The organism is Clostridium acetobutylicum ATCC 824 (genome assembly GCF_000008765.1).
GTDB lineage: Bacteria > Bacillota > Clostridia > Clostridiales > Clostridiaceae > Clostridium_S > Clostridium_S acetobutylicum.
On sequence record NC_003030.1, the window covers coordinates 1,226,514 to 1,243,446 of the forward strand.

A 16,933-nucleotide genomic window follows, 5' to 3' on the forward strand; every position below is an offset into this window, starting at 1 on the left:
TTTTGCGGTGCTCTAGTATTATGTTTATGGATGTGCTGGTGTTATAGGAAGCCTTGGTGTAACCTGATTTTTAGTAAGTCCGTAGCCTGAATCAAATAGCATATATTGTTTATTACTATTTGTTATAGGGTATGCTTCTGTATAAAAAGCCCATTTTTCTGGAAGCCTTCCTGTGAAGTCCTTATTTCCAAATAGAACATCAGAAACTCCATTACCCTCTGTTCCAGGAAGCCATGCCTCGACTAAGCCTGCCCAGTCCTTTATATAATCAGTAACTATCATTGGTCTTCCTGATACAAGTACAACAATAGTAGGTACACCTGAAGCTTTTAGATTTGCAAGAGTTTTTTTGTCAGTTGAATCTAAATTTAATCCATTAAGATTATCGCCATTAGTTTCTGCATAAGGAGTTTCTCCTATTATAGCTATAGCTACATCATTTCCGGAAGCTCCAGCACCATCCTCGCTGAAAGTAACATTTTGTTTTGGACTGATTGAATCTTTGATACCTTGAAGTATGGTTGTTCCTTTGGTTGTATTACCACTCTTTCCTTGCCAGTCTATAGTCCATCCACCGCACTGATTGCCTATATCGTTAGCACTTTTTCCAGCAACAAAGATTTTTTTCATTTTCTTAAGCTGAGAAAGAATTGGTTTTCCACCTACAGCATCATTTTTTAACAGTACAAGAGACTTACTTACAGCCTCTCTTGCTAATTTTCTATGTTTGTTTGAACCTAGTTGTGCCATTACCTTTGGATTATTTTCAGGGTTATTAGAAATAGGATGTTCGAATAACCCTGATTGGAATTTTACTCTCAATATTCTTGATACAGCATCGTTAATTCTAGACATTGGTATTCCAGTACCAGGATGCGCTTTTTCATCTGCAACAAGTTCTTTAATGTAGCCAATACAGCTTTTCCAATCGTTAGGTTCCATAAGCATATCTACACCAGCATTTATAGAAACTTTAACTTGATTTTTAAGTCCACTTACACTGTTACCGTTTTCATCCGCGGTGATTTGTTGAGCTGCATTGTAATCGGAAATGACAAAACCATCAAATTTTAGTTTGTTCTTTAATATATCAGTTAAAAGGTATTTGCTTGCAGTCATTTTAACTCCCTGTATGCTGTTGTAAGAAGGCATAACAGTTCTTGCGCCTGCCCTTACTGCATCTTCATAAGGTTTTATAAGATTTTTAGCAACCTGCTCCTTTGTCATTGAGGTCACATTTCCTTGATTAGTGCCGTTTTCTGTGTAACCTTCTCCAAGATAATGTTTTATAGTGGCAACAGCCTTGTTAGGCTTTTTTAAATCATTAATGTCATTACCTTGAAGTCCCTTTATATAGGAGCTACCAAGTTCAGAGGCTAGATTTATGTCTTCTCCAAAGCCTTCATAAGTTCTTCCCCAAGTAGGATTTTGTGGATTAGCAAGGCAAGGAGCAAAGGTCCAAGGAATGTCAGTAACCCTCATTTCTTTTGCGGTAGCAGAGCCAATTTTTCTTACAATTTTTTTACCCTCATTAAGATTACCTGTTGCAATAGCGCCAAGAGCAATGTTGTGTGGAAATATGGTTGCTCCAATTATGTTACTGTTACCATGTACTGCATCGACTCCATAGAGTATAGGTATATGAAGTCTGTTTTGTGTTGATGCTTCAACAAAGCTAGTTACAGTGTCATACCAGCTTTGAGCATCATTTCCTGTAGTTGGGTCTGCATTACCGCCGCTTAATACTGAACCTAAAGTATAATTGATACAGTCCTCTGGTTTTGCGTTATCAGAAGAGGTTCCTAGTTCTCCTTGAAGCATTTGGCCAACTTTTTCATCTAATGTCATTCGTTTTAATAAATCTGAAACTCTAGCTTCAGTGTTTGCATTAGGATTTAAATAAACAGGTTTTCTGGCATTCTCTGCTTTTATAGGCTTTGATGATGTTAGATTTATAGTTGTAGAGACAAGAAATGTAGAACTTACCAAAACAGCTAAATTTCTTTTTAGATTTTTATTCATTAATTTTTCCCCCTTAAATAGAATAAAAAAGTAAATGAAAACATTTACAACTTTGGATGTATATATTATATCTTTATGCATTGTAATATTCAACCATTTAATCAAAAAAATTCATAAAAGTAAATATATTTTTATAAAGTGATAAGATAAATTGCAATTGGAGGTGGATTGGAATATCGAATAGTAATTTGAAAATTAGGCTATGTTAAAGAACAGTCTTGGGAATTGGTTACTTGTTGTAAAAAAGGTTATAATATGGTTATATAAATAATTATGGAGGTCATATTATGCCAAATGTAGAGTCAGTAAAAAGAGATATTCAGGCTTTAGGAAAATCAGGACAGGAAGCAATCTTTTGTACAGATTCACATAAGAGTTATATTCAGTTCGCATAAAATTTAGGTATTGAATTGCAACAAATCAAGCGTGGTAATCATAAGGAAGGTATATATCATATTCAACACATTAATGCATTTCATAGTAAACTAAATAAATGGATGGATAGTTTTAATGGTGTTGCAACTAAATATCTTGCTAACTATATATACTGGTTTAAATGGTTGGAAGTCTTTAATACAGAGAAAGATACTGTTAAGAGTAAAAATCTGTTGGTACAATCTCATACTTGTCATTCTGACACAAAATTAAAAGACTTTAGATTTAGAGAAGCAATTTATATATAGTTATGCAAATAATTAAATATTTGTGGCTATATAGTATATAATTAAACAAATGGATAATTGTAAGATATAGTGAGTGATAAATAGGAATTTGTAACGAAAATATAATACAAGGAGAATGTAGAATGAGAGAAATTATAAGAACAGAAATAGACAAAGAATGGGCACACTCTGCGATTGTTGAGGCAGGTGATTATGTTTATATCAGCTATTGCATGAAGAATGAGGGACAATCAATCGAAAACCAAATAAATGGTGCATTTGATGTTTTGAGTGAAAGACTTGAAAAGATAGGCTTGACATTGAAATCTGTAGTACAAATGGATTGCTTATTTAGAGATATTAAAGATTTATCGTTTTTAGGAGAAATAATTAAGGAAAGATTTGAAGGAAAATATCCAGCAAGAAAGGCATATGAAACAAAGTTTATTAGAGATGGAATTGCCTTTCAGGTTGATGCAATAGCTTTCAGAGAGAATTAAATAGATTCCAATTTATAAGCGAGATTAGATGAATAACTTTAATGAATTATTATATACTATGCTATCAACACTGTTCATTAACATAGCCAAAAATTAAAATGTATGTATATGAAAATATAAGCTCCAACTTAAAATAAAAAGCTGGAGTTTATATTTTTACTTATATTAAAAATCAATAGTGTAGGTATTCATTGTTTTACAAGTACCATTTGCTTGATACTTAACGCCTGTTACTACGATGCCATCACTAAATACTGTAACATGATATCCTTCAGGACCATTGCTATCGACTTCACCAGTTGAAGGCACGCTGAAGATATGAGCTGATGAATCTCCATTTAGAGCATACCCATTACCTGAATTCCAAGGATCATTATTATCAAATTGTTTGTGAGTATGGCCTGTAAACATTACAATTTCATTGTGACCATTGAGTAAATTTTTAATATTGTAGCTAGCATCCTTGTTTATATAGCCCCAATCATCACGATCAGATCCATAAACTGTGCTATATACGGGTTGATGAGAGAAAATAAACATAGGCTTTTTACCTTTTGATGTTTGCTTTCCTTCATTTGAATTATCATTAATAGCTTGGCTCAACCAACCTAATTGACTACTGCCGATAGTGGAAGTGTCTGGAGCATCTGATGGTAATTCGTCAGTACCTAAGAAAAAGAGTCTGCTATTTTTGTTATTAATATATTGTAAATCATATGAGTTATTGCGTCCTGTGGTTGTTATGCCTACAGCATTACTTAGTAGAGAGCTTTGAATTGCATTTGTTTTGGTGTTAAAGAAGTTAAGTGCATCAGTATAATTCCATTCTGTATTAGGACTACTTTGAGTTTTGAATTCATGATTGCCGATGTTAAAGTATACATAGGGAAGATTAGAATCTTTACAGCCTAGTATAGTATCACTTAGCTCCTTATAATTTTGATCTGAAGCATAGTCAACTATGTCGCCATCTACTACTATGCACTGATCATTTAAATAATTTTTATAAAGAGGGCTATTAGGATTGCTTTTTGCAGCTTTAATACTATTTTTTATACAGGTTAATGCATCTGTTAAATGATTACAAGCACCCCAAGATGAATCGGCTCCTATATGAGTATCAGAAATAACGTCGAAAGAATATTGGGCATTTACGGTAATAGAAGTTGCACAAATAATTCCCATAGTGCAAATAGTTGCAGTTAAAGTTTTTAATAGCTTCTTACTTTTTTTCATAAACAGCCTCCTAATTATAATGAAATTATTTTACAAAAAGTTAACTTAATATTTAAAGAATACAATAAAAATTAAAAAATGTCAAATAGTTACATAAGTGTTAAAGATATTAATTGTTGATTCATTTAGATTTAAGTAAAAAATAAGAACTGCATGGACAAAAAAGTCGCATACAGTTCTGCATATATAATTATTAAATATTTTTAACCTCAGTAGCAGTACCATTGTCATTTATTTTATAGGTTATACCGTCTACGATAATTTTAGTATCTTTTTCAAGGTATCCGTCTGAAGAAAAATAATAAATACTTCCATCAATTGTTTTAAGTCCTTTAGGAGCCAATCCATTAGAATCAAAATAATAGGTTTTAGAATCGATATTTTGCCAGCCCTTTAATAAAAATCCTAAAGAGTTAAATCCATAAGTACCACCGTCAATTGAAACAACTCCAGTCTGCATAACACCATCTTGGTCAAAGTAATATGTGCAGCCAGTAATAGTTTTAAATCCAGTTATCATGTAAGCGTATTGAGGGTCGAAATAGTACTTTTTGCCGCGGTAGTTAAGCCAGCCATTTTTAGCGATTCCGTTAGGTGCAAAGTAGTAGGTTTTAGAATTAATAGTTTGCCATCCAGTAAGCATGATGCCGTTAGAGTCAAAGCCGTAGATTGAATCATTTATAGTATTAACTCCAGTTTGCATAACGCCATCATTATTAAAGTAATAGTTACATCCACTTAAGTTCTGCCATCCAGTTTGCATAATACCATTTTGATCAAAGTAATATTTGTTATTGCTAAAAGTAATTAAGCCGGTTTGCATAACTCCATTTTCATTAAAATAATATTTATTTCCATTTACATCTTTTAAACCAGTAAGCATCATGCCGTTAGAATCAAAATAATGTTGAGAGGAAGAAGAATCCTTAAACCACCCAGTAAACATGGTACCATCAGAGTTAAAGTAGTAAGTTTGATCATTTAATTTTTGTATACCAGTAAGCATAATACCATCTTGGCCAAAGCCGTAATAGGTGCCATTTATAGGAACGATTCCAGTTTGCATAACACCACTAGAATTTAAGTAGTACTTGTTATTATCCAAAGTTAAGAAGCCAGTTTGAACTACACCATTAGAGTCAAGATAATATTTATTAGAGTTAGCAGTAATCCAGCCGCTTAAAATAGCTCCATCAGTGTCAAAGTAATAAGTTTTGTCATCAATAGTTTGAAAGCCTGTTAATTTGTAGCCTAAAGAAGGACTGAAATAATAGGTTTTATCAGAAAGTTTAGTCCAGCCAGTAGAGGCACTTCCGTCTTGGTTAAAGTTATAAGTGTGATTGTCTATATCTTGCACACCAGTGAGCATAACACCGTAATTATCAAAACCGTAAAATTTATTTCCTATAGTTTGCACACCAGTAAGCATAATACCGTTTGAATTAAAATAATATTTTTTTCCATCAATTATTTGAAAGCCAATAAGTCTAATTCCTGTGGAATCAAAATAATATTTATTGTAGTCAATAGTAATCCACAAGGTTTGCATTATACCATCATCATTAAAGTAGTAAACATTGTTATTGATAGTAGTAAAACCAGTCTGCATTACGCCATTAGTATCAAAATAATATTTATTATTATTTAGAGTTAAGAAGCCAGTTTGCCTTACACCATTAGAGTTTAGATAATACTTATTTCCATCAACTGTGACCCAACCAGTTTGCAGTACGCCATCAGCGTCAAGATAATAGTTATCCCCTGAAACAGTAATAAAACCAGTTAATTTGTAACCTAAGGAAGGACTAAAATAGTAAGTTTTATTTGAAAGTATTACCCAACCAGTAGTAGCAGTACCATTGGAACTAAAGTCATAAGTATTTCCCGCTATAGTTTGCACGCCAGTAAGCATTATTCCATTAGAATCAAAACCATAAATATATCCGGTAATATTTTGAGCTCCAGTAAGCATAACGCCATCTGAATTGAAGTAGTATCTGTTTGAATTAATTGTCTGCCAACCTGTGTATGTACAGCCATAAATGTTTAAATAATAAGTATTCCCATTTATAGACTGAAATCCATTCATAGCAGTACCGTCATTGTTAAAGCAATAAACATAGCCATTAATTCGCTGAACTCCAGTTTGCATAATACCATTATTGTTAAAGTAGTAATAATGTCCATTTATAGATTCTATACCAACTTCTGCGGCACCATAAGAATTAGGATTAAAATAATATTTATTTGAACCTAAAGTAGTCCAGCCAGTTATTGCAGTACCATTGCTATTGAAGTAGTAGGTGTTTCCATTCAATTTTTGCAATCCGATTTGCATAACACCATTATCATCAAAGCCATAGTAGTTTCCATTCAGAGAAATTACACCAGTTTGCATAATACCGCTATAATTAGGGTTAAAGTAGTAGGTTTTACCATCGATGATTTTATAGCCTGTTTCTCTAATACCATATGAATTTATATAGTACTTAGAATTGTCTACGGTTATAATACCTGTTTCCATGGCACCATTATTATCAAAATAATAAGTGTTGTTATTTATAGTTGCAAAGCCAGTACAGTAAGAAGGATTTGCATAGTACATTTTTCCTTCATAAGGAATCCATCCAGTTTTAACGCTGCCATCAGCATTGAAATAGTAAGTTTGTCCATTTATGCTATGAACTCCAAATAGCATACCGCCGTCATTATCGAAGCCGTAGTAGTTATTGTTAATTGATTGAATACCATTCATCATAATACCACTGTAATTGAATAAGTAATTTTTACCATCGATAGTTTTAAGTCCTGTTTGTATAATTCCATTGTTATCAGCGTAATAAATATAATTATTTCTAATCCATCCTGTTTTTAGTGCACCATCATAACCAAAGTAATAAGTATTACTGTTTATATTAATAATTCCAGTTTGAGTGTAACCTCCAGTGGAAAAATAATATGTTTTACCTTCATAGGTATTTAAACCAATTTTAGCCGTGCCATCAGGGTTAAAATAATAATTATTGCCACTAATAGTCTGCCAACCGGTAAGCATAATACCATCATCATTGAAGCCATAGCAATTTCCATTAATAGATCGTGTGCCAGTAGTGGAATTACCATAGGAATCAAAGTAATAAGTATTACCGTCAATTGTTTGAAAACCAGTAAGCATAATACCTGATTCATTAAAGTAGTACTTTGAAGAGCCGGAGGTAACCCAGCCAGTTTTCATAGAATAGTCACTGCCAAAATAGTAGATGTTATGTCCTATAGTTAAAAGTCCCGTACTTAAGAAGCCTTGACTTGAATCAAGGTAACAGGATCTTCCTAAATAATTAATCCATCCTGTTTTTACGGTTCCATCGGTATTGAAGCAATACATTCTTCCATTTATGTTATGCCAAGAGTATAGTAGGGTTCCATCATTGTCAAAGCCATAATAAGTGTTATTAATGTATACGAGACCAGTCTCCATACGTGCGTAGGAGTTAAAGTAGTATTTTTTACCATCAATTGTTTGAAGGCCGGTTAGACATACTCCAGAAGAATTGGCATAATACCTAAGGTTGTCCTGTGAAATCCAGCCGGTCTGTAAAGTACCGTTGTCTCCAAAAAAGTAGTAGTTATTATTAATATTTTGAATACCTGTTCTCATACCGTAATAGGAATCAAAGTAATAAGTTTTTCCGTTTAAAGTAATAAAACCACTTTGAGAAATACCATTGGAATTTAGATAGTAGGTATTACCACCTATAGTTTGCAGACCATAAAGCATGACTCCATTTTTATCAAAGCCGTAGTAGCTTCCATTGATATATTGAAGATCATAAAGTAAGGAACCATCACTGTTAAAATAATAAGTTTTACCATTTATGGTTTGAAAGCCAGTTAGTAGTATACCATTTGGATTTGCATAGCGTAGATACGAAATCCACCCCGTCTCCATAATACCTTTGCTATTAAAATAATAATAGTTATTATTAATATAGGTTAAGCCAATTCGCATTTCTCCATAGGAATCAAAGTAATAGGTATTACCTGATAATGTAACAAAGCCAGTTTGAGATATTCCATAGGAGTTAGAGTAGTAAGTATTATTATTTATAAATTGAAGGCCATAAAGCATAACTCCATTAACACCAAAGCCATAACGATTTCCATTGATAGTTATAATACCTGTTTGCATTATGCCATTAGAATCAAAATAATATGTGTTTCCGTCAATGGTTTGAAGTCCTGTTAATTTAGTTCCGGCTGCGTTTAAATAGTACTGATAGTAGTAGGAATCACGTACCCAACCAACTGCCAAAGTATTAGGGCTATCAGTTGATGTTTTCATAACGCCATTGGCATAGAAATAGTAGCTTGTACCATTTATAGTCATTGAACCTATTTGCATTCTTCCATAGCTATCGAAGTAATAGGTTTTACCTAAATAAGTTATAAAACCAGTATTAGCAATACCGTTGGAATTAAAATAATAAGTACTTCCATTAATATGCTGCCAACCTGTTAGCATAACTCCAGAATTATTAAAACCGTAGTAATTACCATCAATATTTACAATACCTGTTTTTGCACCGTAATAGTCAAAATAGTACTTATTACCATCAATTGTCTGCCATCCAGTTACCTTAATGCCTGAGTCGTTAAGGTAATAACGGTAGTAACCATAATTGACCCATCCAGTTTGCATAGTACCATCGTTTCCAAAGTAGTAAGTGTTGTTATTTATGTTCTGAAAACCAGATACTGAATAAGAATCAAAATAGTAAGTTTTGCCTAGATAAGTCACTAAACCTGTTTTTACTGAGCCATCAGAATTAAAACAATACAGATAACCATTTATTAACTGAAGGCCTGTAAGCATAATTCCGTTATTGTCAGAGCCATAATAAGTATTGCCAATATAAAATATACCATTATGCTGAAGAATACCGTTAGAATCAAAACAATATTTATTACCATTTATAGTCTGCAGTCCAGTTACAGCTGCACCTGAGGGATCAAGATAATATTTTGAAGATCCATTAGTAATCCACCCAGTTTGCATAGTACCATCAGGGGCGAAGTAATAATGATTTCCATTAATATATTGATAGCCCTGAAGCATACGGCCATCACTTGGATTAAAATAGTAAGTTTTGTTTAAATAAGTAAAGAACCCTGTTTTGGCAGTGCCATCGGAATTGAAATAATAAGTGTTAAAATATGAAGAATAACCACGATTATATCGTATAGTTTGCCATCCAGTAAGCATAATACCGTCTGTATTAAAACCATAAGTGCTTCCATTAATTGTAACTACGTCGGTATAGATTGCGCCGTTGGAATCAAAGCAATACTTGTTACCATCAATAGTTTGAAAGCCAGTTACACTGGCACCAGTTGCGCTAAAATAGTATCTATTGGAATTATAATTAATCCAGCCAGTTTGCATTACGCCTTCATTGTCAAAATAGTAAAGATTATTATTGGCATTAACAAAGCCAGTATACATATTTGTATTAAAATAATAAGTTTTGCCTAAATAAGTAACGAAGCCTTTTTGAGCTTTACCAGTAGAGTCGAAATAATATATATATCCATTTATAGAATGCATACCAGTAAGAATATGGCCATTGTCATCAAAACCATAATAATCAGGATTTACATAAACTAAACCAGTTTGCATGATGCCGCTGGAATTAAAGTAGTACTTATCTCCATTGATGTTTTGAAAACCAGTCACTGCAGCACCAGATGGATCAAGATAATATTTTGAGGAGCGATCAGTAACCCATCCAGTTTGAATTACACCATCATTGTCAAAATAATAATACTTCCCATTAATATAGTTATATCCAAGTAGCATATATCCATAGTTTGGTTCAAAGTAATAGGTTTTTCCTAGGTAAGTAAAGAAGCCTTTCTGTGCGCTGCCATCAGAATTAAAATAGTAGATGTTATAAGATGAATAGTTACTGCTTAAAATAGTTTGCCATCCAGTAAGCATAATTCCATCTTTACTAAAGCCATAAGTATTTCCGTTAACTGTTATAAAGCTAGTGCACATTGCGCCACTGGAATCAAAGTAATATTTGTTCCCATCAATAGTTTGAAAGCCAGTTACTCTAACACCAGTTGAATCAAGATAATAACGATTATTGGAGTAATTAATCCAACCAGTTCTTACTACTCCGTTGTTATCTAAAAAGTAATAGTTATTATTAAAGTATATAAAGCCTGTATCTAGATAGGCATAATAAGTGTTAAAATAATACGTTTTTCCTTCATAGGTAACTAAACCAGTTTTAGCAGCTCCATTATTATCGAAATAGTAAGTCCTGCCATTTATGCGCTGCCATCCAGTTTGCATTATGCCATTATCGTCAAAACCATAATAATGATTGTTTATAGATATAGCACCAGTTTGCATATTACCGTTAATATAATAGTAAGTTTTATCGTTGTCAAAAACCCAATAATTAATCATTACACCATTGCCGTCAAAATAATAATCCTTACCTTTTATAGTTACCCAACCAGTTTGTTTAACGCCATTGTCATCAAGGTAATAAGTATTACCACTTATTGTTTGAAATCCAGTTTGCATTATACCATCAGGATCAAAGTAATAATATTTGCCATTGATATATTGGAAACCAGTTTGTTTAACATTATTTATATAGAAGTAGTATTTCTCGTCATTAATAACCCAATTTTCAGTCATGATGCTGTTGCTATTAAAGTAAAAGTCTTTTCCATCAATATTAACCCATCCCATTTGGCTAATACCGTTAGAATCAAAATAGTAGGTATTGCCCTTTATAGTTTGAAGACCAGTAAGTAATTTACCATCGTTATCAAAACCGTAATACTGATAATGGTAATTATAAGGAGAAGTAGAATAAGAATAAATCTTTAAATCTGTTTGCATACTGCCGTCTGAATTAAAGTAATATTTGTTATTTTGGTAGGTTATCCAACCTATTTGTCTAATTCCATTATCACCAAAGTAATAAGTTTTTCCATCTATTTTTTGAAGACCAGTTTGCATAATACCAGAGGAATCAAAATAATAGTAGTTACCATCAATATTTTGAAGACCAGTTTGTTTAACACCGCTTATATAGAAGTAATATTTACCATCATAATTTATCCAGTTATCAGTCAGTATTCCATCTTGATTAAAGTAGTAGTCCTTTCCATCAATAGTAATCCAGCGGCTTACAAGTCTAATTCCGTTAGTATCAAAATAATAGCTATTGCCATTAATAACCTGAAGACCAGTTAGTAGTTTACCGTCATTTGCAAAACCATAGTAATAACCGCTAATATAAATTATTCCAGTTTGCATAACACCGTTAACAGAAAAATAGTATTTGCTTCCGTCAATAGTAATCCAATCAGTTTGCATAACACCGTTACTATCAAAATAGTATGTATAATTATTAATGTTTTGAAGACCAGTTAGCAATTTACCATCATTTCCAAATCCATAATATTTATTATTGATATGAACTAATCCGGTTTGCATAACGCCATTATTATCAAAGTAGTACTTGCTATCATTACAGGTAATCCAGCCGGTTTGCATAACACCGTCATTATTAAAATAGTAATAATTGTTATTAATGGCTTGAAGGCCAGTTAATAATTTGCCGTCATCATTGAAACCATAATAGGTGCCATTAATGTTTTGAAGGCCAGTTAGCATAACCCCAGAGGCATCGAAATAGTAGCTATTACTGTTATATTTAAGCCAGCCGGTTTGCATAGAACCATCATCATTAAAATAATAAATGCTCTTATTTATTGATTGAAATCCCTTCTGCTGAACTCCATTTACATAGTAATATTTTTTACCGTCCTTGGTTACCCAGCCGTCCTGGCTATCATTATTTAAATTGGAAGCTTTTTTGTCAGTACTAGTGGTGTTTACCTTAGGCGCATCATTATTAGAACTAGTTACCTTTGATGTTTGAGAGGAATCAGCAGCTAGATTGTTATTTGATAAAGCTTTATTTTTTGCTAGTGCAGAATCAGATTGGTTATTAGGAGTATCTTTTATAGGCGCATTTGCTGGAGCTTCAGTGGTCTTAATATCAGTATTGGAGGGATTCTCGTTTTTAGAAGTATTGGTAGAAGTATTGTTAGAAGGTATATTGTTATCGTTAGAGCCTTTAGTTTGGGCAGAGGAGGTGCTTTTAGTTTTAGAAGTGTCCTTAGGTATAATGGGCGCCTCATTATTAATTGAGCTTTCATTTTTGAAGGTATTTTTATTATCAGTAACATTTGTATAAGGTATGGAAGCTTGTTTTTTAGGAGTAATACCTTCATTAGGAGAAGAAGCCTGGTTAAGTTTTGGGTTAACAAGAATTTTAGAATTATTAGTAGCTTGTTTGGGATTTGTATTAGGCATAGAACTAGAAGCAGTGTTAGTTTGTACCTTGGTATTTAAATTGTTTTTTGCATTGCTACCGTTTACATTTGAAGTGATAGGTGTAAAAACATGGTTTTTGTTTAAAGAAAAATTATTTGAAGAGCTTCTCTTTGTCAAGGCTGAAGAATTTTTTGTTAGTTCAGAGGCTAAAGTTGGAGTAGAAATAGATCCTAATATATATATACTTGATAGTAATAATGTTATTTTATTTTTTAACATTTATACCAACTCCTTTCAAGTTCTATTTTATTACATATTATACTAAAATATCAATGAAAACATTACAATATGTTGATAAAAATAGCATATACATATTTAATTAACTATTATGGCATATAAAGGCAAAAGATGCTATAATATAAAATATGGGGGGTGACAATATGAGTAGAATTAAGAATATTCTGCTAGTATTTTCAATATCAGTAACAACTAGTGCGGTGTTATTAAGTAAGCCTGCAATAAAAGCTTATGCGGCAGATAACAGCGTATACAAAAGTTCAATTTCAAATAGTAATGAAATTAATGTTAAAGGCAAAGAAGTTCAAGAAAAAGAGGTGAATGTTAATAAGAATAACGACTCTAATTCTAAGGTAAGCTCGTCAAATGAAAATCAAGTCTCTAATAAAGAAAATTCAAATCCCAAGGTAAGTTCATCAAGTGAAATTCAAAGTATTAATAAGAATGTTAATTTACAAGTTCAGCAAAATAATAAGTCAGTATTAGCTGCTTCAAACGTAGATGATGAGGTTAAGAAGATTAATTCAGGTAATGTTCAAACGTCAGATTATATTGCAATAGGAGAAACTAAAGTAAAGCCTGATACTCTTGATATCATTAACAAAGCTATAGTTGATGCAAGAAGCGCGGAAGGTACAGATTTATCTGAGGTAGAAATTTATGACATAGTATCTCAGACGGCAGAAGCTATACAAGAGGCATTTCGTAACATAAACGATGGAGTAGCAAATGTTTCGGATTATACACTGCTTGGTGCAACTTTTGTAAATGATGCAAATCTAGATTCTGTAAATAAGTATTTTTATCATAAGAGATATGCTACTGTAACAAAATTTAAGGATGTAGCTACAAAAACCTCAAATGCTCTTAAAAATATTAATAATGGTCAAGGAGGAGAAACTGATTATACTGCCTTAGAAGTAAGCGGTGTTACTCAGCCTTATTTGGACTTAGTTAATAAAAACATAGTTAAAGAAAAACAGAACAAGGGTAGAGATTTGACAATAACTGAGATATCAGATTCAGCTGCTTCTACTATAGCAAGAATTAATACTGCATTGGATAATATGGATGCAGGAGTGGCAACGTTAGAGGATTATCAGGCTATTGGAGCTAATAATGTACCTCAACTTCATGTAGCGGATGTTAACAGCTTAGCAATGGATCAAAGGTGGGGAGACGTAAGTGAAGCAATTGATGGAATAAACACCATAATGACTTATATAAATAATATAAATAGTGGCGTAGGAACAGAAGACGATTACATAAATTCGCATGCGGTAGATTCAAATGAAGGAAATATTGATTATGATATCCTTAATGCCAACATTATTGAGAAAAAAACAGCCAAAGGGCAGGATTTAACAATACCAGAAGTAGCTAATGTAGTAAAAGAGGTTAAAACATTATTGGATTTTTATAATCATGCAGCAGCAGGACAGACAACCTTGCAGGATTATAAAAATGTTGATCCAAATGCTCAAGTTCAACAAGATGATGTAGCTACATTAAGCGACATGCTGAAAACTAGAGATTGTAAAACATTGAAAGCATTACAGGACAAAATAGATTCAATATTAAATTCACTTAAAAATATTAATTCGGGAATAGGAAATATTGATGATTACAGTAAGCTTCAAACAGAGGCAGTTGATGCATCAAAGCTAGAAGCTGTAAATGATGACATTAAAAAGATAAAAGCAGATAAAGGTAGAGATTTAACTATACAGGAAATAAGAGATTCAGTTAAGAAAACTATAGATTATATCAATTCGACCTCCAATGTTTCAAAGGGAGACGGAAGTGTTAGTGATTACATTACAATTGGAATTGATGGAGTTACAGAGATAAATATAGAATTTGTTAATGAAAGAATTAAGGAAAGTGGAATAACCATAACTATAGAAAATATTAAGGTTGTAATTGAACCAATAGTACAACTGTCAGAGGTCTATGTCAGAATAGTTACTGGAGTTGGAACAGTAGTAGACTATAAGACACTTGGTATTAACAATGTCAATGATAACAACATAATCTATATAAATGCAGAACTAAAGAATAAAAAGGATGTTAAAATTCAAGACATACAAACAAGAGTTGACAATACCATTAACAATATAGATGTAATAAATAAGATAGGTGCAGGTGATGCGGTACTTAGCGACTACTTTAATATAGGAATTACAGATGTTTATCAAGATATTTTAGATTATGTGAATGCAGACTTGAAAATTCAAAATTACAAAGATGTAGACGACATAATTGAAAGAGTAGAAGCTAAAATAAGTTCCTATGAAGCTTTAATGAGAATTAATATTGGGGAAGCTGTAACTGACGATTTTAAAGCTCTTGGGTTAACAGATATAAATGATGGACTACTTTTATACGCAACTACAGATTTGCAAAATAAGAATTATAAGACTGCTGATGAAGTTATAGCTAGAGTACAAGCACAAATAGAAATTTACAGGGCATTAATGCAAATTAATTTAGGAAAAGCAACTACAGCTGATTACAATACTTTAGGAATTATAGATGTAAATGACAGCATACTTACATATGTGAATGCAGACTTGCAAGGCAAAAATTATGTGAACGTTGATGAAGTAAAAGCAGAAATTGAGAAGAATATTCAAATATATAATGCATTACTTAAGATAGATTCTGGTTCAGCTACCATAGACGATTATAGAACAATTGGAATAACCACAGTAATTGACTACAATATCTCCTATGTAAATATCAGAATAAAAGGAATGAATATACCACAGGTTTCTGATGCTAAAAGATTTATTAATATAATACTTAATAACATGATAGTATCAAGCGTAAGTGGTACAATTACTGATTCAGCAACAGGAACTCCACTTCAAGGAGTTGAGATAAGGTTTAGAATTGGAGAAAACAATATTGCAGGAAATTATTTCTCTAAGAATGGCTCACCTGTTGAAGCAACTGTAGATGCTCAAGGAAAATACAGTATTCAATTACCTGAGGGAAGCTATACAGTTGAAATTAAAAAGGATGGATACGTTACTCAGAACTTTGTAATTACTTCAAATGGAAAGGCTAAAACAGTTCTGCAAAATATTCAGTTAGTGATGCTTCAATACACAGTAAGTGGTGTAGTTAAAGATGCACAAACAGGGAATCCACTACAGGGAGTAGCAATTAGATTTAGGATTGGACAAGATAATAAATCAGGAGACTATTATTCAGTTAATGGTAATGAGGTTGTGGTATATACAGATGCACAGGGAAAATATACTGTTAGCTTAGAGGATGGAACATACACAGCTGAAGCAAAAAAAGATGGGTACATTAATGTATATAGTGTGGTTATTTCAAGTGAGGCCACTGAAAATAATATACAGAATATAGTTATATCTCAAACATTATCTGAAAACCAATATCGCGTAGTTTTAACCTGGGGAGCTAATCCTTTGGATTTGGATTCGCATTTTAGTGGTACAACAGGCAGCGGTCAGTCAATAAATGTTTATTATCAAGCTCCAAGCGCTCAAGTAGGAGATACAGTGGTGTCGCTAGATACAGATGCTAAGTTTGGTTATGGTCCAGAAACAGTAACTTTTGTTGTTGATTCAAAGGGAAGCTATACTTACTCGGTGTTTGATTTTAGTGATGGTTCATCATCAGCTTCAAATAAGTTATCTTTATCAGGAGCCACAGTAAGGGTTTATAAGGGCAGCGAGCAAATAAAAACATATACTGTTCCTACTAATGCAGAAGGAATTACATGGAACGTATTTAAGGTTGAAAATGGACAAATAGTTGATGTGAACAGCATAACAGGAGATAGGGAATAGTAAGGAATTAAAAATATAGAT

General features: G+C 32.5%; 5 protein-coding genes and 1 pseudogene. 3 read left to right on the plus strand and 3 right to left on the minus strand.

Annotation, left to right across the window (positions count from 1 at the left end):
- Positions 1–24 precede the first annotated feature (24 nt).
- The gene (locus CA_RS05710; RefSeq protein ID WP_010964390.1) at positions 25–2,022 is read right to left on the minus strand and encodes a glycoside hydrolase family 3 protein; all 1,998 of its coding nucleotides are present in this window, start codon (positions 2,020–2,022) and stop codon (positions 25–27) included.
- Positions 2,023–2,351: 329 nt separating this feature from the next.
- On the opposite strand from CA_RS05710, the pseudogene CA_RS20175 reads away from it, so the two are divergent.
- Together CA_RS20175 and CA_RS05715 are read left to right on the plus strand one after the other, a co-directional pair.
- Positions 2,352–2,705, plus strand: a pseudogene (locus CA_RS20175) (IS1595 family transposase); the annotation flags it as partial.
- 122 nt (positions 2,706–2,827) lie between these two features.
- Complete coding sequence (locus CA_RS05715) at positions 2,828–3,184, plus strand: RidA family protein (protein ID WP_010964392.1); 357 nt, start codon at positions 2,828–2,830, stop codon at positions 3,182–3,184.
- 165 nt (positions 3,185–3,349) lie between these two features.
- On the opposite strand, the gene CA_RS05720 is transcribed toward CA_RS05715, so the two are convergent.
- Positions 3,350–4,420: a metallophosphoesterase family protein gene (locus CA_RS05720; protein ID WP_010964393.1), complete on the minus strand. Its 1,071-nt coding sequence runs from the start codon at positions 4,418–4,420 to the stop codon at positions 3,350–3,352.
- A gap of 193 nt (positions 4,421–4,613) precedes the next feature.
- Positions 4,614–13,067 (minus strand): hypothetical protein, encoded by an 8,454-nt coding sequence (locus tag CA_RS05725; RefSeq protein WP_010964394.1) that lies wholly within the window; start codon positions 13,065–13,067, stop codon positions 4,614–4,616.
- Positions 13,068–13,228: 161 nt separating this feature from the next.
- On the opposite strand from CA_RS05725, the gene CA_RS05730 reads away from it, so the two are divergent.
- Entirely contained in the window at positions 13,229–16,912 is a 3,684-nt protein-coding gene (locus tag CA_RS05730) for a carboxypeptidase regulatory-like domain-containing protein (protein ID WP_010964395.1), read from the plus strand.
- Positions 16,913–16,933: the final 21 nt, after the last annotated feature.